Raw genomic sequence first — 22,470 nt, forward strand, 5'->3', positions numbered from 1 at the left:
CCTTTTATTTTGTACCCAAATTTTATTACTGCGTTACAGTCATAACCTGCCCACTACGATCAACCATAATTTTCATTTTACCGTCTTGTGCGTTATATAACCCTAATTTATGCAAATCTTGTTTACATTCTTTTACGAAGAAAGGCAATGTGCGAATTTGATCGATATCAGAACTCGTAATGAAATGAATTAAATGATGCGTCATTTCTTTTATATCATGAACAAGTTCTTCCTTTTCTCGCTTTAGCTTTTCATTTTCAGCCCGTAATACATGCAATTCGCCTTCGAGACCACGTGCGTTCTTTTCATCTTTTGAACGCTCTGCAGCCATGCTAGAAAGCTTATAGATTCCTTCCATAAACTGATGTAGTTCATGCTCTTTTCTTTCACTACACTGGCTAATCGTTTCAAAATTATCAACAATACCAGATATAACTGTTACAAGGCTTTTTTCACTCTCTGTATTTTGAACTTCTTCTCTTAACTCTTGCTTGTTTTCCTTTTTCATCTCAACAATTGTTTTTTTTACAGGCGTATATTTTCGCTTTCGTCCTGGTTTTTGTTTTTCAATATTTTCAAACGGTATTTCACATTTTTTTAATTTGTAATACGTATTTTGCAATTGACTTTCTGTTTTCGGAAAAAGATTTAGTTCTTTTTTACTAACGTATTTTGAAATATTAATAATGTTTAAACCGTGACGTTGGGAAAATTGATACACTTCATACAGTAACTCTAGCTCAGACTTCAGCCATGTAATCGCTGATTTTTCATACGCTCGCATCCCGCCATGTTTTTCTATATCTATTTGAAATAATACCATTCTATTATATAAATCAACTAGTTCTTCATATTTTACTTGGAATTGTTTTTCTATTTTTTTTAATTCCGCTTCTAGTTGCATATCGTTCATTTTATTATTTGACATGTTTTGTAAAAGACTTAATACATTGATTGCTGTGTGGTGATACATAATCTGTGTCACTCCCCCTCATCCTTTCACAATTCTCATCTGACTCCCATGTCTTCTCAGAAAATAGCAATTTTTACATATCCATATTATAACATTTCAAAATTATCTGTCAAATAATAAACATACAAAAATGTATAGAAAGTATAGAAATAGAAAAAGATTTTTCATTAATATGCATAATTACATATTAATCACTTTTAATTATATTATATGGTATTTAGAATGTAATTTCACCGAAAAAATTTGCGTTATCACGAAAAATTACTAAAATAATCCAAAGATACATTTTTATATTTTTAAACAAAAAATCTTCAAATAAAGATTTTTCATACATACAATCACAAATACTCCAAAAACGCTCCATCTTTCCACCTATACAGAGTATAGAACACTAAAAAGGAACTAACCAATATTACACACGGTTAGTTCCCTTTTCTCCACTAAAAGAATAGAGTTATAAGTAGAAATCTATAAATCTTCAATTGAAACCTCACATCGCGTGTGGCTCTATTAAGCACTAACCGCCATCCCCACTCTCAATGTCCCACTTCTTCCACTTACCTAAAAAACCGCTACATATCTCTGGTCTTAACATGGCATGGGGCTCTATTAGGCACTGACCGCCACCAAGCATGGCTAGAGTTTCTATTCCAGCTAAAAAAAGCTTTTAAATCTCTTTTACAGCACTAACTTATCTACTAAACCAATTAACTCTTGAATATCTGGCTTACTTACTTGAGCATTTGCTCCTACAGCTTCGCCTTTATGGAATAATTCATTTGTAATTAAGGAAGAGAAAATAATGACCGGTAAACGATTCATTATTTCACTATCCTTAACTACTTTCGTTAAATGATGTCCATCCATTTTCGGCATTTCAATATCAGTAATTAGCAAGTGAATATGTTCAAACATTTTTTCCCCTTGCTCTTTCGCTAATTTTTCAATTTGTGCTAACGCTTCTGCACCATTGCTGAAGAAATTCATTTTCGTATATCCAGCTGATGATAATGTTTCTTCTAATATTTGGCGAAGCATCGCTGAATCTTCTGCAATATAAATCACTTTTTCAGCTCGATCTGTTTTCTGTTCTAACCCTGCAAGTGATTTATTGTCATAACCAGTACCACTAATTTCACATACAATTTTTTCATAATCTAATAGCAAAATAATTTGCCCATCTAGCTTTACAATACCAGATGTCGTTTCTTCTAGCCCCATAGATAATGAAGCTGGTTCATCAATTTGTTCCCAAGAAATACGTTGAATACGATGCACTTCATCCACGCGGAAAATAACTTTCATTTGGTTTAATTCAGAGATAATAAATTTCGTTTGATCAAGTGGCTTTGTCGATTTTAAATTAAGAGCTGTCGCTAAGTTAATAACAGGTAAAATTTCACCACGTACTTGAACAACACCTTCAACTGCATGATGAGATTCTGGCACAGTTGTAACAGGGAATGGATTAATGATTTCACGTACTTTCATTACGTTAATACTAAATAGGTTTTCACCAACAGTATATGTAACAATCTCTAATTCATTTGTTCCGCTTTCTAATAAAATACTTTGTGCTTGTGACATAAAGGTGTCGCTCCCCTTTCATTAATTCCGTATATCTAATTATTAAGCTTTATAAAAGAGAAAAAGTCAACTACCTATATAAAAAATATAGGTAGTCGAACGATTTATTTTAAAAGACGCTTAATCTTGTATAAACGAAGCAAGTGCCTCTAATAACACTTCTTGTGCTCCTACAATTTCTGTCGGCATTGCTTCCCACTTTTTCGAAAGCTCCGTTTCTACTCTTATTCTTAGCTCCGAATCCATTTCTTCTAGCACATATTCTTTCGTCGCTATATCAACATCAAGTAGCGCAAGTGCATATAATTCTGGATCATTTATTTTTTTAAATAATTGTTTCAATATAGCTGGTGCTATATGTTTTAATTTTTCAATATGAATTTCCTTATCCGAAAATAGTAACTCATATTGAATAAACGTAACATTATCTTTAATCACTTTAAAATAGCAATTATTTTTTTTATCATTTACAAAATAACCGTTCGGATCTGCAATAATACTCTCTACTTTACGAATTAAATCCGGCAAACTACTCGCCGCCATAACAGTCCGCTGCTCAACCTCACTTGGCGAAATGAATGTAACGCGATACTTATTTTGCGCCATCCTCCTCACCTCTCCTTTTATAAAAATCTATCGTCACAAACTATCCAAAAGGCACTGGTCAACTATGAAATGATTATCTCACCCCAACCAACGCCTCCATAGCTCTATTCTTACAACTAGCAGCTCGTCTGGATCATGACTGTTTATCCACACCAAACTTCGCTTACCTCTTCTTATACTACCCTAGTAACTCTCCATACCTCTGTCCTTACACACCAGTCGAGGTCCTATTAGGCACTAACCGCTCCAAAACAATGCTGGGTCCTCTCTTCAACCCTAAAAAGAGCTTTTAAGGTCTTTTTAAATCTTTTTAAGAGCTTTTCAACAACTCGATGTTATTGAACCAAAATGCAATCTGCTGATCCGTTATCCCTGATAATGTAATAAAAAACTCACGGCACTTCATCTCGTCCTTAAACAGTTGATACTTCCATTCTCCTTCACTACCAACACTTACGAAATAAAACTCATGAATACGGCCAATGATTGATTGCTTTTCGCCAAATGAATATGGAGGTACTTGCTTAATTTCAAATTGATCAGGTAAATATACATGCTCTTCTCGTTCCATTTTTAACACTTGCTCAGCAAGTTCACGTTTATTTTCGAAAAAAGGCAATTGTAAAATCCGCTCTTGTCTTGTCATACGAATAAAAAACCCTTTCTACTACATTACAATTTTTCTGTATTATATATTATCGAATTAAGTTTACTACTTCATTTAATACTTCATCTGACACTTTAATTACTTTCGCATTTCCTTGGAATCCACGTTGATACAACATTAAGTCAACGAATTCTACAGATAAGTCAACGTTTGAACTTTCCTTCGCTCCACCACGTACGTTACCGGCACCATTCTCACCTGCAACTCCAATTGCTGGAATACCTGACGATGGTGTTGCAATGTAATTACCATTTCCTGATTTCATTAACCCACCTGTGTTCGGGAATGTAGCCACTGCTAATTGTCCTACAACTTTCATACTACCATCTGAATACCTCATCATAACGAAACCACCGTCTGAAATAGAATAATCATTTGCAATTGCTGCTGGGCGTCCCGCTACATTTGTTGCTGTAAGTGTTTTTCCTGTTGGATAATTTGTTAAACCACCTAAATTCAACTCTAGGTCTTTATTAGCAAATGGAATCTTTATAGTCCCACCTTGTGTAACCTCTCCTGTATTAGGATTACGTTGCACATCTTCGTCAAGCTTTTCTAATTTACCAGTTTTATCAAATTTAATATTTTTCGTTAAAGGTGTACCGTCTTCCCCATTAACAGGCTTAAATTCTTTTTCATTTTGAGAATCATTTCTCATAGAAAATGTATATGTATATTCTCCTGGAACAGGTACATCAACTGTCTTTTCGCCATCTCCATCGCCTTTACCATCTCCAACAGGCTCTTTTCTTGTAACCTGTTTAATATCTAAACGTAATGTGATTGAATTTCCTTCATCATCATAAATTGTAAAATCTGTTGATAGATTTGATTGATTTCTAGATAAATTCCCAGCTAGTGTTGCCTTATCAGTTACACTTCCTCCTATGGCCGAACCAATAGGAAGTTTTATTGCACTTGGTTGCGATGAAAAATCTATTTCTTGTGTACCTGGTTTTACACCATAGCCTAATACATACTGTCCACCTGTAGCCGTTATAAAATTGTCAGCAGATGCACCGAAAGAACCTTTTCTAGTATACTCTATATTTCCTCCATTACGATCCCCAACTATAAACAAACCATTTCCTTCTATTGCTGTTTCCATCTTCTCACCGGTTAAAGTAATAGAACCATCACTAAAATCTGTAGCTGTACCACTAAATTTCAAACCATTACCAACACTCTTTGGATTCGTACCCGCATAAGAACCATCACCGCGTGAACCAACTGTATTATTATATAGTAAATCATCAAAAATAGCTTTTTGCTTCTTATATCCTGCTGTTTGCGCATTCGCAATATTATTTGAAGTAACACTTAATGCATTTTGTGTTGCACTCATTCCTGTAATACTTGTATATAACGCTTTAATCATAACTTATGTACACTCCTTATTTATTTTCTTTAACTTCCTCAGTTTCTCCAGCCGTTTCTGTATTTTCTTTTTTCTCATCTTCTGGATTTGTTTCAGTTATCGGTTTATCTGATACTCTTTCTACGAAGCGGGTTGAGACAACTTGGTTACCAACAATAAGTTGGACATCATTATTTTCAGCAAGTCGTACTGTTTCCACTTGACCAAATACTTTTTCTCCCTTGTCGTTAACACCTCTAACATACTTTCCTAAAAACTTCATCCCTCCATCAAGGGCTGTCGAATACATCGTTGTTTGAAGCTTATCAACAGCTTTTGTCATATTCTGTACTTGTTCCATAAGGGACAGTTGAGCCGTTTGATTCATCATTTGGTTTGTATCCATCGCATTAAACGGATCCTGCTGTTGAAAACTGGCTAAAAACAGCTTTAAAAAATCATCTTTATTCATAATACCAGGTGTGTTTTGAGTACCCGTTGATACCCCGTTCGCTTTTTGAACTGGCGATTGTACACCACCGTTAACAGCCGCGTTCTTTGTTTGCGCTCCTGCTTGCAACGGAATATGATTTGTACTCGTTGTATTCAATCCAACTGTTGGCACGCTTTATCCCTCCAATAATCCCGCAAATTCTTTTGCATGTTGTTTCTCGTGTTTCTTACTTGCTAATTTTTGTTTGTGCCTTTGCTCTTGTTCTCGCTGTTCTTTACGATTTTCATCTTTATCTGAATAACTAATTTGAATATTGATTTCTTTTTCTTTTAACTTTAGTCTCAATTCATCAAAAATCATTTCAACACGTTTTTTCGCATCGTGCTTTTCCATTTCTACATGGACATCAATTTGATCTCCATGTTTTTTCATAAGCACAGTTAATGTACCAAGTTTTTCTGGATTGAGCTGGAATAAAACACGCTCTTGTTTCACTACAAACTTTTGCAGTGCTTCTACTTGCGCTTCCATTTTCTTCCCTAAGTCAGGTAATGTCACTTTCTCAGTCATTCCATTTTGTTTTGCTACTGGTTCACTCCCCACTATTTTTTGAAATAATTCAGCTCCATGTATCTCTGAGTCATTCGCTATAAGCGTTTCTTCGTTTTGAACTAATTCTTTTGCTTGAACTTTTTCAGAACCTTTAGCCGAATCCTTTGCTGAATTTTTTTCTAAATCTAAGGCTCTCTTTAATATCTCCTCATCATTTTCCTTTTTTAGAAATTCCGCGTTTTTCGGTTCTTCCTGTTTCTTTGCAATATTACAAGTTTCTGTTTCTACCACTTTCAATACTTGCATCGTTTGCTCTGGCATCGTCACTTTATCTAATACCGTTTGCATTGTATCTTCTAAACATATAGCATTTTTGATATTCATATTGGAAAGAAGCTCTTGTAATTGTTGTAATTCAGCTGCAGGTAATTCGTTAAGTTTTATATTTCCATATTCCTTATATAGCTCTTGTATTTTTTGTATGTATTGATATAACAATTCTGGCTGCACACGTAATTGCTCAATTGCAACCATTTGCTCAGATACAGCTAACAACAACTGTTCTGTCTCTTTTTTTTCTTCTTTCTTTACAATTGGCTCTTCTTTCGTTACTGATTGTTTAGAAAGAATATATTCTTTTTTTTCTTCTTTTGGTGCTTCTTCTCGTTTCATTTTCTCCGTTTTCGGCTGCTTTTTATTTTCCATTCTCATCGTACGATCGAATGAAGAATCTTCACTTTTTGATTGTACTTCTAGCCCTTTTTCTTTTTGCGGAGGTAAACTTTGTTGCACCGGTAATACAGACTGTATCACTACATTCACCTCATCCATTCATACACATTTTCAAATCAAGAAGCATTTTTTCTTCCTGCTTTTCTCGTACTTTTGCAAGCTTCTTACAATCTTCTTGATACATCTCATCAATGACACGTTCTTTTTCTTTTACTTGCTCTAAAAGGCTTTCATTTTTTTGAATAAAACCTTCTGTTTTTTTTATTTTTCGATTCCATTCTTCTATTCTTTCAGGTGAAAACGTATGTGAGGAAAGCATACCAGCCATTATACGCTGCCCAGTTTGTACGACTTTACTACGCGATTTTACTACATATAAATCATATTCTTTTTTTTGTTCTATTTTTCTTTTTTCAGCTGTTAATTCATACACTTCTTTCAAAATCTGTTCTTTTTCTTGATTTATTTGCAATTTTATCGTGTCATACTGCTGCTTATCCACCTGTTTTAATAGCCCCTTCCTATTATAACGCTCTCTTTTTCTATTATATAGTTTTTTTCCAAAAAAATCTGTGAAATATTAAAAAACAAAAAAATAAGACCTCTTGAGCAGAGGTCTTATACGATATGGTGCATCGCTTCAACAATATCATCAAATTGGAAACGATCTGATCGACCTTGTTTTAAAAACGTATTTATACCTTCTACTTTGTTTTTACATTCAAAAATATAAGCATTTTCTGCATTTTCTTGAATCGTCCCTAATTTAAAATACAATTCATTTTCTTTATAAACAGATAAGATTTTTCTCATTTCATTTGCAAGTTGCCAGTGATTTGGCGACACGATTTCTTCCATAATCCTACTTACTGAATCTAGCACTGAAATAGCAGGGTAATGACTGAGCGTTGCAAGTTCACGCTTTAATACAATATGTCCATCTAAAATACCACGTGCTAAATCTGGTACAGGTCCGTTTAAATCATCCCCATCAACGAGTACGGTATAAATACCTGTTATGGATCCCTTTTGTGTTTTCCCAGAGCGCTCTAATAACTTCTTCATATAACTTTCCATTAAGAGTGTTTTACCACCAATCGGCAACTCTTTAACGGCAATATCAACACTTCTACGCGCGTCAGCAAAACGAGTAACAGAGTCCATCATAAGTAGTACGTTATTACCTTGATCACGGAAATATTCAGCAATAGATGTCGCAAGCTTCGCTGCACGAAGTTGCATTAGGTGACTTTCATCTGACGTCGCTACAACAACGACGCTTTTTCGCATTCCTTCTTCACCTAATTCTTTTCGAATAAAGTCTTTTACTTCTCGGCCACGTTCTCCTACTAAACTAATAACATTAATGTCAGCTTTTGCGTTTTTCGCAATCATTCCGAGTAAAGTAGATTTACCAACACCAGAACCTGCAAAAATACCAATCTTTTGACCGATGCCAATTGTTAGCATGGAATCAATAGATTTGATTCCCGTTTCAAATACATCGGTAATTTCTTCACGTTCAAATGCATGAATAGGCGGGGCATCTAGTTTTATTTTTTGTAGTGGAATATTCTCTGCATCCTCATTTAGTACTTCGCCATTTGCACTTAACACTTTTCCGAGTAAATGATTGCCACGAGGTATAACAACATCTTCTGCAATTAGTGTAACTGAATCTCCGTAACATACTTTTTCTGTCTGTTCAAACGGGAGTAACATGTTGTTCTCTTTTTCAATCGCAATCACTTCACATAAAACATTATGTTCTCCAACGAAACAAACATCTCCAATTTTCGCCTTTGGCCCTTTCGCTACGAAAAACTGTTCTTGTACACTATGAACTTTACCGACTTTCGTATAAAACGGTGTTTCAATAAACGTATTCCATTTTTGGTTTTCATTCATTAATAGTCGATTCATACGTTTTGCTCCTCAAATAACTTCTCTTCTTCCCATTTCTGGCGAAGTTTCGCAAATATAGGTGCAAACTTAAATTCAAAGAACTCTTTCTCTTCTTCAAGAACAAATTCACCGAACTGTAAGGAGAAATCATATTTCCATTCTACTAATTGTAGTAACCAATATTCTTTCGTATTTTCCTTCTCTTCTTGAATACGTTCAAATGTTTCTGGATGTACGGTAATAACTAGTTTTTCAAACGAAGTAGGCAATGTTTGCACGATGCCAGTTAAAATAGGCAACACATCAAGCAATCTAGCATCTACTGCTTGATTCACAATTTTTTCTGCTAGTTGAAAAGATTGATCCCATAATAATTCCGTCCATTCGTACGCTGTTTCTTGTTGTTCTTTTTGAAACTGTATACGTGCGGATTCTATCTCTTTCATCTGCTGCTGTACATGTATTTGAAATTGTTCTTGATCATGTAATAACTGTTGACGCTCTCGTTCTAACATTTGTTGTTCTTGCCTTAGTTGATTCAGTTCAGTATGTAATGATTGTTGCTGTGCAAGAAGCTCTTCATGGTCTACCTGTATTTCTTCTTCTACTTGAACTGGTATCGGTTTTGGAAATTGTAATTCATACGTTTCTTCAGAAAAAGAAACAGAATTCTTCGGAATTCTGTTTTTAAATAAGGACATCATCTTCACCTCTTTGAACGATAATTCTTCCTTCCTTCTCTAGCTTTTTCACTGTGCCTGTAATCGTTTGCTGTGCCTTTTCAGCATCCGTCATCTTAAGCGGTCCTAAGCCATCTAATTCTTCTAGAATCATCTCTTTACGGTTTGAAGACATACATGTAAATAATTTCTCTTTAATTTCTTCTTTTGCAATTTTAAGTGCTTTCGCAATAACACCGTTATCTGTAATTTCCTCTAACACACGACGAAGTGCAAGATCTTCAAGTCCGAGTAAGTCTTCAAATACAAACATGTTTTCTTTAATTTTCTCAGATAACTCATAATCCATTTCATCCAGCTTTTGAAAGACTGTTTTTTCAACACCTCGTGAAACATTATTTAAAATGTTTACTATTGTTTTCAAGCCATCTGTTTTATTAATTGCATTAAATGCCATATTATTTAATTTTGATTTTAATAAATCCCCAATTTGATTTATTAATTCACCATCAACTTGCTCTAGCTTCGCAATCCCCATTACCGTTTCTACTCGCTTATGATCTGGTAATCTCTCAATTAATTGAGAAGCAAGCTGCGGTTTAATATAAGAAGCGATAATCGCAATCGTTTGTGGCGATTCATCATTAAGTACAGTAAGAAGTGGTTCTAAATCTGTAAGTGAATTTAAGAATTCAAACGGATTATCTTTGTTATACCAAAGATCTTCTAATAATTTTTCTAGTTCGTCTTCTGGCATATTTTTAAATATGCGACGAATATATTCTTTATCTGGAGTCACTAGGTTTAATTCTTTTACATTTAATTCATACAAGAACTCCCCTAGTACATTTTCTAACGTTTCCGGTTTATATACACGAAACTTCGCGATTTCACGAAGTAATACTTCTTTTTCCTCAGCCGTCATATATTCAATGACTTTTGCTGCCACCCCTTCTTCTAATGTACGAATAAGGATGGCAGCTTTTTCTTTGGAGGAGATTTCATCTAACATCGTTGTTCCTCCCTTACTGTCCATTTAACCATTTTTTAATTACTTTTGCAGTTCCTTCTACATGTTCTTTCGTAGCATCCTGCACTTGTTCATCTAACGTCGGTTCTTTCGGTTCTTCTGGTTCTAGTTTTGGCTCTGGTACTATTTTCTCTTCAGGAATTTCCATAATACTTTCATTACTTGCAGCAATTTCCTCTTCTGCTAAGTATTCTTCATATTCCTCTTCTTCTTTCTTTCTCTTACGTCTTGCTAAGAAGAACCATACTAGACCACCAATCGCTAATAAACCAGCTGGAATTCCACCGAATAACCACCAGTTTATACCGCTTTCTTCTGGTTCTTTCTTCTTCTCTTCTTTCGGCTGATCAAACTGAACAGTTACAACGTTAACTTGACCGTTTGTAAAGTTTCCATTCGGATCAGCTTGAAGCCCAGCAGCTGTGCCGATTGCTTCTTTGAAAGTAGTCATATCTATTTTTCGTTTTACTAACGTATCGTTGTCTACCCATACTACAACATTTGTTTTCGTTAATTCTGGGTGTTTCTTAATTGTTTCAACTGTTTTATCTATTTCATAGTTTTCAATTTTGTTACCATTTTTATTATCGTAGACGATTTTACCATTTTGATTATTGTTCGTACCATAGTTTGGTACTTCGCCGTTCGCTGTAATACCAGCACCTTGCTTCGTCTCTGCACCTTCTTGTGCAGTAGAGCTTTCTTCTTGCTCTTGTTTACTACGAAGTACACCTTTATCACCATACTTTTCTGACTGACGTGTAACTTCATCATAGTTTACAGATACTTTCGTATTCACTTTATATTCATTCGGTTTAAACATCGTCATTAACGTTGCATCAATATCTTGCTTTAATTTACCTTCAATTTGATGCTGCATCTCTACTTCTTTTTCATAAGAAGAGGAACTAGTAGAATGCGCTTCATCTGCCCCTTTTGAGATGACACCTTTTTTACTATCAATCACACTTACTTCTTCTGCTTTCACCCCAGGAACTGCTGCACTAATCATTTGCTGTATACCTGCAACTTGATCAGCAGTTAATAATTGTCCACGTTTTACCCCAACAGTAATCGCAGCTGTTCCTTTTGCTTTTTCTTCATCAAAAATTGTCTCTTTTTCAGGTAATGTAATTTGAACATTCGCCGTTTCAACTGTCGCAAAGTTTCTTACAATATCTTGCTCCAATTGCTTTTTCGTACCGACAATTTGCTTTATTTTTTTATCTTGCTCACTTGAACCGAGCGAGCTTTCTAATAAAATTTCCTCACCGCTTTTAGAATTAAAAGGTAAGCCCATCCCATTCATTTCTTTTCGCACCCATGGAGCATCATTTTTTTGCACACGAATCGATCCATCGGCCGCTAACTGATAATCGACACCTAGCTTTGATAATTCTGCTGTAATCTCTTGCTTATCTGCATCATTTAAATTTTGATATACAACAACATATTTATCTGGCAAGGTGAAGTATAAAAGTGCTCCTGTTACAATCGCTAAAAGCGCAGCACCGATTACTAACTTATGCCACGTTTTTAACGATTGGATAACATTTTTCATCTTTTCCATTTAAACACACCCGTCCACTTTCCTAAATTTGCATATTAATTAGTGACTTATAATTTTCAATAAGATTATCACGTACGAGAGCAGCCGTCTTCATTTGAGACTCAGCCTTCTTCTGCTGAATTAAAACGTCATGCGTTTCTCCTACCCCTTTAGTTAGTAAATCATATACTGCTGTTTGCGCATTGTTTTGTGTTTGATTCATATCTTCCAATAAATCGATAAACTTTTTCCCCTCAACTACTGATGTTTGAGAAGTTTTTGGTGCACCAATTTGCTGAACCACACCAAATGGTTGCGTATTTAACATCGGTTGGATTTTCATATTACTATATTCCCCCTTATCCTCGGCCAATTTCTAAATCTTTATCAAGCATTTTTTTATTCGCATTTAATACACTTGTATTTGCTTCGTACATTTTTTGGGCAACCATTACATTCGTCATTTCAGCAGTCACATCAATATTTGGATAACGTACATATCCTTCTTCATTTGCATGCGGATGTGTTGGGTCATACACTAAGTTTTCAGTTTTATCTGCTTCAATACTTTTTATTTTTACCCCATTAGTAGGAGACCCATCTAACATATTTGCAAAACTATTGTTTGATTCTAGCACTACACTACGACGCTCATATAAATCTGCCCCCGGAGCCGCCGTTGTATTTGCATTTACAATATTATTTGAAGTAACTTCCATCCACTTTCTCGCTGTCGTTAGTCCTGAGCCACTTGCATTAATTGCCTGAAACATCGTTGTCTCTCCTTCTACTTTTAACGTCCGCGTGCCGCTTGGTTAATTGCATATTGTGTATTAATCGCGTTAATTGAAATACCATATAACTGATTTGCTTTCATTAAATCGAGCATTTCTGTCGTTACATCTACACTATTTCCATCTTTATTCGTTTGCATTGATTTTGTTTGAATCTTTGCATATGTATTTTTCGTATTTACTGTCGGTAAGTGCATTTCATTCGTTTGATATAAATCTGGATTGCTCTTTAAGTCTGCAGCATTGTTCTTATATAATGCACTACTTTTATTCATTTGCTCAGCAAATGTTACATCCTGCGCTTTATAGCCGGGTGTATTCGCATTTGCAATATTACTAGAAACAGTATTTCGTTTCGTCACTAAATAATTCATATAATGGCTTACATCACTCACTAAATCTGGCATATTCCACACCCTTTCTTTTTTAACTTAATAATCCACTGATGGAAGTTTCACTTCATTATTTATTTTCTTATATGTGTTTATTAAAATATTAACAATCATGTACCCTTACATATTTTATTCCATTTTTCCATTGTTGTCTTTAGAAAAATACAAAAATATAAAAAAGAATACAAAAAAACTGTATACACGCAATAATCTATGAAACATTTCAATCTATGATTTACAAACTAAAGTTCATTTTCACATTATTTAGATTACTACTATTTTTCATTACAGTCATAAAATGAAACCTCAATCAGCGGAAATCTTTATTTAAATAAAGGAATGGATCCCCTCTTAAAAGGGGAATCCGTTTCTATACTCTATCACTAAAATTTACCGTAAAATGAATTAGCTTTCATGCGCCCATCATTTGTCATAATCATTTCTTCCAAAATCTTTTGCTTATCTCGAATATGCTGTGCCGCCTTAATAATGAATGGACTTACTTCTGCTGCAACTTGCGCACGCGTTTCCTCATCCAATGTCATCATCCAGCGATTTAACATTTCACTCTTCTCAGCAAACTCTTCATCTGACACTTGCAATTCACCGATTTCATTAAAACAGCCGACAAACGTCCGATAAATATCATTGTTCATTTTCAAGTGCTCCGCGGTAACCGTCTATTAAATCTTGTAACACTTTCACAATCGCATCAATGTCTTTTGCTTCACGCGTTACTTTCATTGTTTGAATTTGAGTGCTAATCCAATCATATAAGCCATATAAACTATCATATAAATCCTTCGTAATTTCAGGATTTAATTGAAGCTTCAATTCTTCAAAAATACGTTCTAACTTTTCAAGAAGTGCATCTCCTTCTTGTAGTTTAAAAGCATGTAACAGTTCTTCTAAATTACGAAACTCTACAATACATCTTTCATAAATAAAAATTGTATTTTTAATCGGATTACTCGTCATAATATCATTTTGCATATAACGTTGCCATGCTTGCATACAATCACTTCCTTACCTTTCATTAATCATCACTTTTTTGTTTTGTCATTGCTTTAATTGTTTTTAATTGGCTATCTAGCGCCGCTAATGTACTCTCTAGTTTTTGATACTTCTTCACAATTTCATCTTGTTTTTGCAAGTTTTGCGTCTCAATATCTTTAATCTTTTTATCTAAATCACTTACACGTGAGTCAATGCTTTTTACTCTCTCTCCGACTACACCTTTATCACCAAATAACTTATCAAGTGGCTCTTCCATCATTTTTCCTAAACCGTTAGAACTAAAGAAAAATTGCTTCGCTGCATCCGGTTTTTCTTTTAACGCTTTCGTTAATGCTTCATCATTAACTTCCATCGTTCCATCTTGTTTTAATTGAATACCAAATGAGAATAAGTAATTACCATCTTGTGAAAAAGTTACAACATTGTTCATAGCTTGACGCACACTTTGCATAATAGCTTGGCCTTGGAACGCCCCGCCTTTTCCAGCAAAGATATCTACTGTAGAAACAGCTTTATTATAATCCGCAACCATTTTTTTAATAACATTTGCTGCGTCTGTTACGTTTGAGTCACTTACTGTGAATTTTAGATCTATCCCTTTTGCTTTTGGTTCTGTTGTTGTACCTGCATCTGGTGTTCCTTCTACTTTCGGCTCAGTTACTTTCAATAATTCAATTTTCACACCTGGAAGAGCTTCAACTGTATTGGTAGAACTTTTACCTTTAATACCATTAATCGTATATTCAGCATTTTGCGCTTCATTAATTACATTAACCGCTACGCCATCCTTACTAGCTAACCCTATATCTTGAAACAATGTTGATGTATTGTCCTTAAAATTAATTACTCCATCTTCTCCCTCTTTTTTTGAGGTCATGAAAATTTTATTCCCAAGTGTATAAGCTGATACGCCGTAATCTCCATCATTAATTTTATTAATTAAATCTTTATATGTCATATCAGATGTTACTTTTAATTCTTTACCACCTAGTTTTAATGTTTCATCTCTATTAAGCTTTGCATCTACATCAATTTCTTTAGAAGCTATTTGATGACGCTGCGCAAGCTGTGTAATCGTCATATTAAAAGTTCCAGCGATCGCGCCACCATCAGCTTTTACATTAATATAACCGTCTTGTGATGTTGTTACCTTTTTCTCATTTCCTTTAAAAGCCGCTAAGTTTTTAAAACTTTGCGTAAAAGAGCTAAATTCTGATTTTAAACTTGTATATAATAGTTTATCTTGTGAAAGTTGGTTCTTTTCATTAGCATAGGGCGTCTTTCTCATTTCTAACGCTTGCATTTCTAATTCTACAAAGTTAGATGTATCGATCATATTATTTCCGAGGTTCCATATTTGTTGTCTACCACCGATACCCGTTAATGTTCCTGCCATAATTTCTCACTCCTTATAGATTACATGTAGTCTAAAATACTCGTTTTACTCATCGTACTAACCGCTTTAAGCGTCGCTTCATACGTTGCGTTTATATAAGCTAAATCAGAAATTGCTACCGCTAAGTCAACATCCTCAATTTCTTTACGGTTTTCTTGAAGCGCTAAATTTTGTTCACTTAAAATTGTTTTAAACGTCTCCATTGTATTCATTGTCGAACCAACTTCAGTTGTACGATTAATGATACCGTCTAAATTTTTCTTATTCTCTCCTAATAACGGCTGTAATGCTTTTTGGTCACCCTTTTGCATCGCTTCACTCATCTGTTTTAACGTTTTTATAACAGGGGATAATAGTGCTTCGCCGTTACGAAATGCTTTTAATTCATAACCGTCATTTAGTTGCCAGTTCACATCATCTGGTCCACCTTGATACGTACCATCTTCTGTAAATGGTGGTTTTTCCGCACTATCACCACCAAAAATATAACGACCTTGCTCTTTCGTATTCGCTAAATATACGACCTGTTTTAAAATTTGATCTATCTCTGCACCGATAGCCTTTAATTCTTTTTCACCATTTTGCTCACTTAATGCCTGCACCATTAATTGATCTGCTCTTGTTACAGATTTTAAAACACCTTGTAAAGTATTTTCAGTTTGTGTTAATACATTTTTCGAATCAGCTATATCTTTCTGCATCTGTTCAATATTCGCCAATGAATGTTGAATCGCAAATGATTTACTTGCTGCAAGTGGATCTTCACTCATAAGAAGGTTTTTCTTCCCTGAAGTTACTTGATTTCGGTGGTACTGCTGTTGCACATTTAAATCCATTAACTGATTCTTTGCCCAACTTGCATTTTGAAATGTAGATACTCTCATTTCTATCTCCTCCTTTTATATTTCTAGTCAATTACTATCACCTATCGAATAATTGAAAACAGGCTATCAAACACTTCATTCATCGTCGTCATAGCTTTAGAGTTTGCGACGAAGTATTTTTGAAAAGCCATTAAATTAACCATTTCCTCTTCCATATTAACGCCTTCCACACTCATCTTTTCTTGCTGAATCCCCTCTAATAAATCCCCATGAATTTTTTGATAAGCATTTACTGCACTTTTATCAGATGCAATACCAACTATGAATTGGTCTAATGCTTGTTTATATGAAAGCCCTTCTTTATAATCTCCTTCTGTAATTGCTGCTAGTTTATTTGCTGTTTCAGCTGATATTTTCATTTTCGAAATATCTTTTGCAAATTCAGGGTTTAATTTCATATCTTTCGCTTGATCTCCAACGAAGAACTCTTTCCCCATTACTGTGTTCACTTCATTCTTTACAGAACTCATTAATTCTTCAAGATTTTTCTTATAACTAGCAATCTTCGCTTTCGTATCGATCGCTGATTGGATTGCTCCACTAGCTAAGGGAATTTCCGAACCATAAATCTCAACTGACATTGGTTCTTTTTCTTTATTTAATTGAAGAGGGTATGCATCTTGCCCATTTACCGTTAAAGCACCATTCATTCTAACACTCGCGATATTAGGATTCATAGATTCATAAGATACTTCTATATTTGCATACTTAGACATTTCTGTAATGATACGGTCACGTTCATCTAAAAGTTGATTCGGTACTTGTGTACCTGCTTCTCCAATTTTTTTATTTGCCTCCGCTAAATTAGTAGCAAGACGATTAAATTCATTAACATGCGCTTCAATATCTTCAGTCGTCTGCAATTCCACTGAATCTAAATTTTTCGCAAGACGATTTACTTGACTTGTAAACTTTCCAGTTTCAGAAATTAATGTATCGTAGTAGTTTGGTTGTTCTGGATTTTTTGCCACTTCACGAAAAGCATTAAAGAAGCCATCCATTAAACTAGATAATGAATTCTTTCCTGTCGTTCCAGCCATAGATTCTACACGTGATAAAGTCGAATTCATGTAGTTATAGTAAGAGAGTTGAGATAATTGATCGTTAAACTGTTTTGTCTTCACTTCATCTGTAATACGGTCAACACCTAACGTTTGTACGCCATAACCTATTTTTTGTTCCGGTGAATAGCCATGACTTGCTCCAGCCGATCCGTAATTCGCCATTTGACGCACATAACCAGGCGTATGAATGTTAGATAAATTTTGTTTCGTCGTTTGTAATCCCATTTGTGCCGCTAACAAACCCGATAGCGGCGTATTATAATCAGATAATCTCATAATCTTTCACTTCCCCTTTACAATAGTTCGTTCATAAAGATTTGTGAATTATTGTTTCGCTCTAAATTATATTCAGAAACAGAATCCACAATACTTTCTGTAGTTTTTAATAGTACGTTTAAGTAATATTGATTTTTCAAAAGAATCATTTTTACATTCTCTTCTAATTCAGCTACATTTTTTTGTAATTCTTCCATTTTTTCAATTTCTTCGTTAGAAAAATGCGAAAATAATGCACTTACGCGAAACGGTTCAATTCCCTTTTCTTTACAAAACTGAATAACCATTTCTTCAAACGAGCTTGATAATCCTTTTAAACCATCTATGTACTGCAATTGCTCTACTTGCAATTTTTGAACTGCATTTACATTTTTATGTTTCAAATTCTCATATATTTGTTCTCCAAGCGTTTGAATGTTTTCATATGCTTTTTGAATAATAACGAGCTTTTCATATAATTGTATGTACATATCGTTTCCTTCCCTTTTACAAGACTAAATTTACAATTAAACCGTGGATTTCTCCAATCTGATTTAACATTTCTAAATGTCCCGTTTTCGTATTAATTAAATTCATAACATCTTCTAACTCATTTAATCCCATTTCCGCCTGTTTCACAATCGTCATTTTCTGTGAATAGCCATAACGTGGATGACGCGACATGACATCTTTATATTGCAATACATTATCTACGTAAAAATTCAAAAATGATTTTACTGTATTTTTGTATTCCATTACATTATCAAGCGTTAATTCCATTTCAATTTTCTCTTTAATTTCTCCAATGTTATCGACAAATGCTTCCATTTGTTCTAACAATTTATCTTTTTTCGGATCTGCATGCAAATTATCCGAAAATGCAAGTCCTGTCCTGACATTTGCTTCTTTCGGCATTTGAGTAGCAGGCGGTATATGCGATAAAATTGGATTATGCGAGATCGAACGCAGCATATATATCACCTATTTATTTTTTTATTTCTTCCTAAACTTAATCGTAAAATCCAGTTATTTATAATTATACTCTGAACACTAATATTTTGCAGTTATTTTTTATAAAAGATATGTTACAATTTAGCATGAGGTGGCACAAATCTATGAATATTTTTCTTTGTGGTTCAAATCAATTAACAGCATTAGATCAGGAAGAAATAAAAAAATTTTTAACTGACTATGCTCACAAACATAAAATTTACATATTATGTTATAAATCTATTGAAAATGAGGTTCTTCGTTTTTTCATCGAAAACGAAAGACTCGCTCAAAATTTATGCCTTTACACGCTACAGCCGTTACAAGCATTAACAGATGAATTTCAAGAGGTCGTTGATTACTTAAAAAAACACGGAGCCGAGTATGTCGCTTTTGATCATCCTTCCGACTCCATTTACCGATCAGATTATATGTTTTTTGTAAAACAAATAATCGAAGATACCGATTTAGTTCTCTGTTTTTATAATGGGGACAAACATACATCTGTCATTCCCGTTGACGTTGCAAAAGAAGCAGGAATTGATGCTGTTATTTATGATTTACCAGGTTTACATGAAAAACAGATGAAAAAAAACTTTGAACAAAAAATCCGTATGATGTAAAGGGGGAGGCACAATATCGTTATTGTGCCTATTATAAATATGATAATTGAACAAGATTATGATCATTTTATCGCGAGTTTTAAACAACAATTCAATATGGATATCGCTTCATATAAACAAGATAGAATGCGTCGTAGAATCGATGCTTTTATTTCGAGAAAGGGCTTTGAGAACTACACTAGTTTTCTAAGCAATTTACGTACCGATCAAAAGTTATTTTTAAGTTTTATTGACTATATTACAATTAACGTTTCAGAGTTTTTTAGAAATAAAGAACGTTGGCAAACGTTAGAGACGAAAGCACTACCAAAATTACTCGAACAAAATAACGGAAAATTAAAAGTATGGAGCGCCGCTTGTGCTGCCGGTGAAGAACCATATACACTCTCTTTAATTTTATCGAAGCACCTAGCTCCATATCGTTTTGAAATACAAGCAACAGATCTTGATTTTTACATTTTAGAAACTGCAAAACGCGGTCAATATACAGAACGTTCTTTAAAAGAATTACCTACTGATTTGAAAGAGCGTCATTTCACAAAAGAAAATGATATATATTCATTACATCAAAACATTAAGCAAAACGTGACGTTCAAGCAGCATGACCTATTAATGCAGTCGTTCGATACAAATTACGATTTAATCATTTGTCGCAACGTAATGATATACTTTACTGAAGAAGCAAGGGTAAAACTTTATGAAAAGTTTAGTCGCGCTTTACGAAAAGGCGGCGTATTATTTGTTGGTAGTACTGAACAAATTTTAACACCTGAACGTTATAATCTTCAGCGCTTCGATACATTCTTCTACGAAAAAATATAAAAGAGGTCGTCACAACGTAAAGTGACGACCTCTTTATATAACTCGAATTAAAATAATAGCAACAATCCATGCAAAGAGAAAAAGAAACGTCATAGACCATTTATGTTCTTGCATCGTTTGTTTTAACGCCTGTGATAATTGTGTCATATTCATTTCTGCAAGTGCTCTCCATACGCTTACATCCCGCTCTTTAGCAGTGCGATCTGTAACGCTAATTAAAATGGTTTCGTTAGACAATTTCGTTATATAAGCAGTAATAACCGTTACCATTAAATTTATATTTCCTTCTGAAGAATCACTTTCCACTCTAGAAAGGAGTGCACTTACATCTAGTAACGGAATATGTACCTTTCTACCAAATGATAGTTGTACTTCAGCAAAATCATACGTCCCATCTAACAAAGGAAGCTCTTTTATATGCGCCTGCTTCACAAGTCCTTGCAAGCTTTTCATTACTTGTTCAAATATTTTTTCTGTTTGCTTTCCTTCTCCAGATAATGTATGTAACTTCTTAAAGAGTTGTAATACTGTATCCATCTCTTTAGAAAGCATTTCCTTCATAACCTTTCCATCGCCTAAACTCGCAAGTAAAATCCCTATTTCATTATTCTTCGAAATAATTTTAGACTGACCAGTAAACACTAGATTACTATGCTTTCGTTCTTTCTGGATTTCATGTTCTGAAATAGCTGCAGGCTGTTTTAATGGTTGTAGCGTCTTATTTTCAATTGTCGTACGTTTAATCTCCATCTAAGCACCCTCCACTACTATGAAATTATTAGCCCCATTCTTTATTACTCTTTAACACTAAAAACAATACGAATAAACCTGACATGATAGCAAATACACTAGAAGCTTGTATTCCTTGGTCACTTTCAGCTTCTTTCTTGTCTGCTGGCTCTTCTTTTTTCTCTTTCTTTTTCGAAATGACTTGATTGTTATTTTTATTATCTTTATCTTTTTGAGCCGTCGCTTTATTTACTTCCTTGTTGTCTGTGAGAGGCTCCTTTATAACATAAGTAATTTTTTCTTTCTCTTTCAATGGTTCATTTATAAGATCGTTTACTTTCTCTTCTTTTTTCGGAATTTGAACAACTGGCGGTTTTTCTTCCTGAAGCGGGATTTCTACTTTCGAGTCTTCCTGCTTCTCTGTTTCTTTCTTATCTTCTAATTTATCTTCTCGTTCTTCTATCTTTTTATCCTCTTCTGTTTTTTGCTCCAAAACAGAAACGACATACTCACTTGCTTCAATCAGTTTATTTCCAGCCGCATCTACTACCTCTACAAGTAGTTCGTATGTCCCACTTGGCAACGCATCCGTTATTTCAAATACTTTTTGCCATTCCATATCGCGCTTATTGTAATCTAACAAAAATGTAATCTCTTTATTTTCTTTTCCTTTTAATGTAACACGAACTTCTTTCACGGCTGATTCTACGTCTGTTGCCTTCACTCGTACATGTATAGAATCGCCTTGTTTCCGTTCAATTACGTTTCCCTTCGTCTCATCAATCGTAACTTTATGTAACTTCGGTAACTCTTTATCTAGTGTTGGTACTTCATTATTTATACGAATCAGAGGGACTTTCACTTCATTTTCTAAGAGCTCTTCTTTCTCATTTTCTTTTAAACTTTGAATGAGCTGAAGGTTCCAATCACCTTGCAAATCAAAAGTCTCGACCTTGTAGTTAGCAATCCATCGCTTCGTTTCCTCTTCATACTTAAACGATAGCATTCTTTCTTGTTCATACTGATCGCCGTTTTTTGGCAAGCGCAAAATACCTTTTATACTTTGAACATTTTTCTCTTTCGGCTCTATAGTAACCAGCACTTCTTCGCCAACTTTTAATTCCGGCTTATTTACTGTAATAACCCCTTGATCCGTCTCTATCTTCTTTTCGGTTACTTGTTCATTCTTTACTTCTTGTTGTTCCTCTTTATCTTGCTTCATTTCCACTTGTTCTAGCTGTTCTTGAACTTCCTTATTCTCTTCTTGCACATTCACTTCATTTATATTTTGTTCTGGCACATTTTGCTCTTCCGCCTTACTTTGTAGCGGGAAGAGCAAGCACACATGTATGCATAACCAGCTCATTAGAAAAAACTTTACGTTTTTCATCTACTAGCTCAAACTCCTATTT

The 22,470-nt window shown here is 34.4% G+C and carries 26 protein-coding genes; 2 read left to right on the forward strand and 24 right to left on the reverse strand.

Annotated elements, in window-relative coordinates:
* Positions 1-25: 25 nt before the first annotated feature.
* From BAQ46_RS20815 to BAQ46_RS20925, 22 genes are all read right to left on the reverse strand, one after another.
* Positions 26-973, reverse strand: coding sequence for a DNA-binding domain-containing protein (locus BAQ46_RS20815; RefSeq protein WP_071742665.1), 948 nt, complete (start codon positions 971-973; stop codon positions 26-28).
* Between the two features lie 678 nt (positions 974-1,651).
* A complete protein-coding gene (locus tag BAQ46_RS20820) occupies positions 1,652-2,560 on the reverse strand; it encodes a chemotaxis protein (RefSeq protein ID WP_048566837.1) in 909 nt (302 codons plus the stop codon).
* A 120-nt stretch (positions 2,561-2,680) separates the two neighbouring features.
* The gene (locus BAQ46_RS20825; RefSeq protein ID WP_000068312.1) at positions 2,681-3,166 is read right to left on the reverse strand and encodes a hypothetical protein; all 486 of its coding nucleotides are present in this window, start codon (positions 3,164-3,166) and stop codon (positions 2,681-2,683) included.
* Between the two features lie 310 nt (positions 3,167-3,476).
* A complete protein-coding gene (locus BAQ46_RS20830) occupies positions 3,477-3,812 on the reverse strand; it encodes a DUF3964 family protein (protein ID WP_071742666.1) in 336 nt (111 codons plus the stop codon).
* A gap of 49 nt (positions 3,813-3,861) precedes the next feature.
* The gene (gene flgE / locus BAQ46_RS20835; protein WP_071742668.1) at positions 3,862-5,211 is read right to left on the reverse strand and encodes a flagellar hook protein FlgE; all 1,350 of its coding nucleotides are present in this window, start codon (positions 5,209-5,211) and stop codon (positions 3,862-3,864) included.
* Positions 5,212-5,227: 16 nt separating this feature from the next.
* Positions 5,228-5,815: a flagellar hook assembly protein FlgD gene (locus BAQ46_RS20840; RefSeq protein ID WP_071742670.1), complete on the reverse strand. Its 588-nt coding sequence runs from the start codon at positions 5,813-5,815 to the stop codon at positions 5,228-5,230.
* A gap of 3 nt (positions 5,816-5,818) precedes the next feature.
* The gene (gene fliK, locus BAQ46_RS20845) at positions 5,819-7,009 is read right to left on the reverse strand and encodes a flagellar hook-length control protein FliK (protein ID WP_071742702.1); all 1,191 of its coding nucleotides are present in this window, start codon (positions 7,007-7,009) and stop codon (positions 5,819-5,821) included.
* A gap of 10 nt (positions 7,010-7,019) precedes the next feature.
* Positions 7,020-7,430, reverse strand: a complete 411-nt coding sequence (locus tag BAQ46_RS20850; protein ID WP_033692809.1) for a hypothetical protein — start codon at positions 7,428-7,430, stop codon at positions 7,020-7,022.
* 116 nt (positions 7,431-7,546) lie between these two features.
* Entirely contained in the window at positions 7,547-8,851 is a 1,305-nt protein-coding gene (fliI, locus tag BAQ46_RS20855) for a flagellar protein export ATPase FliI (protein ID WP_001080946.1), read from the reverse strand.
* Positions 8,848-9,534, reverse strand: coding sequence for a FliH/SctL family protein (locus BAQ46_RS20860; protein ID WP_000051722.1), 687 nt, complete (start codon positions 9,532-9,534; stop codon positions 8,848-8,850). Before BAQ46_RS20860 ends, fliI begins: the two co-directional genes overlap by 4 nt.
* On the reverse strand, positions 9,521-10,525 hold the full coding sequence (locus BAQ46_RS20865) for a flagellar motor switch protein FliG (protein WP_000883361.1): 1,005 nt from the start codon (positions 10,523-10,525) through the stop codon (positions 9,521-9,523). The genes BAQ46_RS20860 and BAQ46_RS20865 overlap by 14 nt, the downstream gene beginning before the upstream one ends.
* A gap of 13 nt (positions 10,526-10,538) precedes the next feature.
* Entirely contained in the window at positions 10,539-12,113 is a 1,575-nt protein-coding gene (locus tag BAQ46_RS20870; protein WP_071742671.1) for a flagellar M-ring protein FliF C-terminal domain-containing protein, read from the reverse strand.
* 22 nt (positions 12,114-12,135) lie between these two features.
* The gene (gene fliE, locus BAQ46_RS20875; RefSeq protein ID WP_000701688.1) at positions 12,136-12,435 is read right to left on the reverse strand and encodes a flagellar hook-basal body complex protein FliE; all 300 of its coding nucleotides are present in this window, start codon (positions 12,433-12,435) and stop codon (positions 12,136-12,138) included.
* Between the two features lie 16 nt (positions 12,436-12,451).
* The gene (gene flgC / locus BAQ46_RS20880; RefSeq protein WP_000484673.1) at positions 12,452-12,865 is read right to left on the reverse strand and encodes a flagellar basal body rod protein FlgC; all 414 of its coding nucleotides are present in this window, start codon (positions 12,863-12,865) and stop codon (positions 12,452-12,454) included.
* Between the two features lie 20 nt (positions 12,866-12,885).
* A complete protein-coding gene (gene flgB / locus BAQ46_RS20885; protein WP_001113108.1) occupies positions 12,886-13,293 on the reverse strand; it encodes a flagellar basal body rod protein FlgB in 408 nt (135 codons plus the stop codon).
* A 368-nt stretch (positions 13,294-13,661) separates the two neighbouring features.
* Positions 13,662-13,934, reverse strand: a complete 273-nt coding sequence (locus BAQ46_RS20895) for a hypothetical protein (protein WP_001058076.1) — start codon at positions 13,932-13,934, stop codon at positions 13,662-13,664.
* Positions 13,924-14,292 (reverse strand): flagellar export chaperone FliS, encoded by a 369-nt coding sequence (locus BAQ46_RS20900; protein ID WP_071742673.1) that lies wholly within the window; start codon positions 14,290-14,292, stop codon positions 13,924-13,926. The genes BAQ46_RS20895 and BAQ46_RS20900 overlap by 11 nt, the downstream gene beginning before the upstream one ends.
* Before the next feature lie 22 nt (positions 14,293-14,314).
* Positions 14,315-15,691, reverse strand: a complete 1,377-nt coding sequence (locus BAQ46_RS20905; RefSeq protein WP_071742674.1) for a flagellar hook-associated protein 2 — start codon at positions 15,689-15,691, stop codon at positions 14,315-14,317.
* 20 nt (positions 15,692-15,711) lie between these two features.
* Positions 15,712-16,575, reverse strand: coding sequence for a flagellar hook-associated protein 3 (locus BAQ46_RS20910; RefSeq protein ID WP_071742676.1), 864 nt, complete (start codon positions 16,573-16,575; stop codon positions 15,712-15,714).
* Positions 16,576-16,616: 41 nt separating this feature from the next.
* Positions 16,617-17,915: a flagellar hook-associated protein FlgK gene (flgK, locus tag BAQ46_RS20915; protein ID WP_070172696.1), complete on the reverse strand. Its 1,299-nt coding sequence runs from the start codon at positions 17,913-17,915 to the stop codon at positions 16,617-16,619.
* A gap of 17 nt (positions 17,916-17,932) precedes the next feature.
* Positions 17,933-18,385, reverse strand: coding sequence for a hypothetical protein (locus tag BAQ46_RS20920; RefSeq protein ID WP_000275896.1), 453 nt, complete (start codon positions 18,383-18,385; stop codon positions 17,933-17,935).
* A 16-nt stretch (positions 18,386-18,401) separates the two neighbouring features.
* A complete protein-coding gene (locus BAQ46_RS20925; protein WP_000946323.1) occupies positions 18,402-18,866 on the reverse strand; it encodes a YaaR family protein in 465 nt (154 codons plus the stop codon).
* A gap of 143 nt (positions 18,867-19,009) precedes the next feature.
* Between BAQ46_RS20925 and BAQ46_RS20930 the strand changes: the two genes are divergently transcribed.
* Both BAQ46_RS20930 and cheR read left to right on the forward strand, forming a co-directional pair.
* Positions 19,010-19,507, forward strand: a complete 498-nt coding sequence (locus tag BAQ46_RS20930; protein ID WP_001020098.1) for a hypothetical protein — start codon at positions 19,010-19,012, stop codon at positions 19,505-19,507.
* A gap of 39 nt (positions 19,508-19,546) precedes the next feature.
* On the forward strand, positions 19,547-20,329 hold the full coding sequence (cheR, locus tag BAQ46_RS20935; protein WP_061131075.1) for a protein-glutamate O-methyltransferase CheR: 783 nt from the start codon (positions 19,547-19,549) through the stop codon (positions 20,327-20,329).
* Between the two features lie 33 nt (positions 20,330-20,362).
* Here the strand turns inward: cheR and BAQ46_RS20940 are convergent, their stop codons facing one another.
* Both BAQ46_RS20940 and BAQ46_RS20945 read right to left on the reverse strand, forming a co-directional pair.
* Positions 20,363-21,079: a hypothetical protein gene (locus tag BAQ46_RS20940; RefSeq protein WP_000403979.1), complete on the reverse strand. Its 717-nt coding sequence runs from the start codon at positions 21,077-21,079 to the stop codon at positions 20,363-20,365.
* A gap of 28 nt (positions 21,080-21,107) precedes the next feature.
* Positions 21,108-22,448, reverse strand: coding sequence for an Ig-like domain-containing protein (locus BAQ46_RS20945; RefSeq protein WP_061131074.1), 1,341 nt, complete (start codon positions 22,446-22,448; stop codon positions 21,108-21,110).
* Positions 22,449-22,470 lie beyond the last annotated feature (22 nt).

The organism is Bacillus paranthracis (assembly GCF_001883995.1).
GTDB lineage: Bacteria > Bacillota > Bacilli > Bacillales > Bacillaceae_G > Bacillus_A > Bacillus_A paranthracis.

Excerpts from the sequence above, each read along its gene's own strand:
- BAQ46_RS20815 (WP_071742665.1), bottom strand. The coding sequence starts at position 973 with ATGTATCACCACACAGCAATCAATGTATTAAGTCTTTTACAAAACATG.
- BAQ46_RS20820 (WP_048566837.1), bottom strand. The coding sequence starts at position 2,560 with ATGTCACAAGCACAAAGTATTTTATTAGAAAGCGGAACAAATGAATTA.
- BAQ46_RS20825 (WP_000068312.1), bottom strand. The coding sequence starts at position 3,166 with ATGGCGCAAAATAAGTATCGCGTTACATTCATTTCGCCAAGTGAGGTT.
- BAQ46_RS20830 (WP_071742666.1), bottom strand. The coding sequence starts at position 3,812 with ATGACAAGACAAGAGCGGATTTTACAATTGCCTTTTTTCGAAAATAAA.
- flgE (WP_071742668.1), bottom strand. The coding sequence starts at position 5,211 with ATGATTAAAGCGTTATATACAAGTATTACAGGAATGAGTGCAACACAA.
- fliI (WP_001080946.1), bottom strand. The coding sequence starts at position 8,851 with ATGAATCGACTATTAATGAATGAAAACCAAAAATGGAATACGTTTATT.
- BAQ46_RS20860 (WP_000051722.1), bottom strand. The coding sequence starts at position 9,534 with ATGTCCTTATTTAAAAACAGAATTCCGAAGAATTCTGTTTCTTTTTCT.
- BAQ46_RS20865 (WP_000883361.1), bottom strand. The coding sequence starts at position 10,525 with ATGTTAGATGAAATCTCCTCCAAAGAAAAAGCTGCCATCCTTATTCGT.
- BAQ46_RS20870 (WP_071742671.1), bottom strand. The coding sequence starts at position 12,113 with ATGGAAAAGATGAAAAATGTTATCCAATCGTTAAAAACGTGGCATAAG.
- fliE (WP_000701688.1), bottom strand. The coding sequence starts at position 12,435 with ATGAAAATCCAACCGATGTTAAATACGCAACCATTTGGTGTGGTTCAG.
- flgC (WP_000484673.1), bottom strand. The coding sequence starts at position 12,865 with ATGTTTCAGGCAATTAATGCAAGTGGCTCAGGACTAACGACAGCGAGA.
- flgB (WP_001113108.1), bottom strand. The coding sequence starts at position 13,293 with ATGCCAGATTTAGTGAGTGATGTAAGCCATTATATGAATTATTTAGTG.
- BAQ46_RS20895 (WP_001058076.1), bottom strand. The coding sequence starts at position 13,934 with ATGAACAATGATATTTATCGGACGTTTGTCGGCTGTTTTAATGAAATC.
- BAQ46_RS20900 (WP_071742673.1), bottom strand. The coding sequence starts at position 14,292 with ATGCAAGCATGGCAACGTTATATGCAAAATGATATTATGACGAGTAAT.
- BAQ46_RS20905 (WP_071742674.1), bottom strand. The coding sequence starts at position 15,691 with ATGGCAGGAACATTAACGGGTATCGGTGGTAGACAACAAATATGGAAC.
- BAQ46_RS20910 (WP_071742676.1), bottom strand. The coding sequence starts at position 16,575 with ATGAGAGTATCTACATTTCAAAATGCAAGTTGGGCAAAGAATCAGTTA.
- flgK (WP_070172696.1), bottom strand. The coding sequence starts at position 17,915 with ATGAGATTATCTGATTATAATACGCCGCTATCGGGTTTGTTAGCGGCA.
- BAQ46_RS20920 (WP_000275896.1), bottom strand. The coding sequence starts at position 18,385 with ATGTACATACAATTATATGAAAAGCTCGTTATTATTCAAAAAGCATAT.
- BAQ46_RS20925 (WP_000946323.1), bottom strand. The coding sequence starts at position 18,866 with ATGCTGCGTTCGATCTCGCATAATCCAATTTTATCGCATATACCGCCT.
- BAQ46_RS20930 (WP_001020098.1), top strand. The coding sequence starts at position 19,010 with ATGAATATTTTTCTTTGTGGTTCAAATCAATTAACAGCATTAGATCAG.
- cheR (WP_061131075.1), top strand. The coding sequence starts at position 19,547 with ATGATAATTGAACAAGATTATGATCATTTTATCGCGAGTTTTAAACAA.
- BAQ46_RS20940 (WP_000403979.1), bottom strand. The coding sequence starts at position 21,079 with ATGGAGATTAAACGTACGACAATTGAAAATAAGACGCTACAACCATTA.
- BAQ46_RS20945 (WP_061131074.1), bottom strand. The coding sequence starts at position 22,448 with ATGAAAAACGTAAAGTTTTTTCTAATGAGCTGGTTATGCATACATGTG.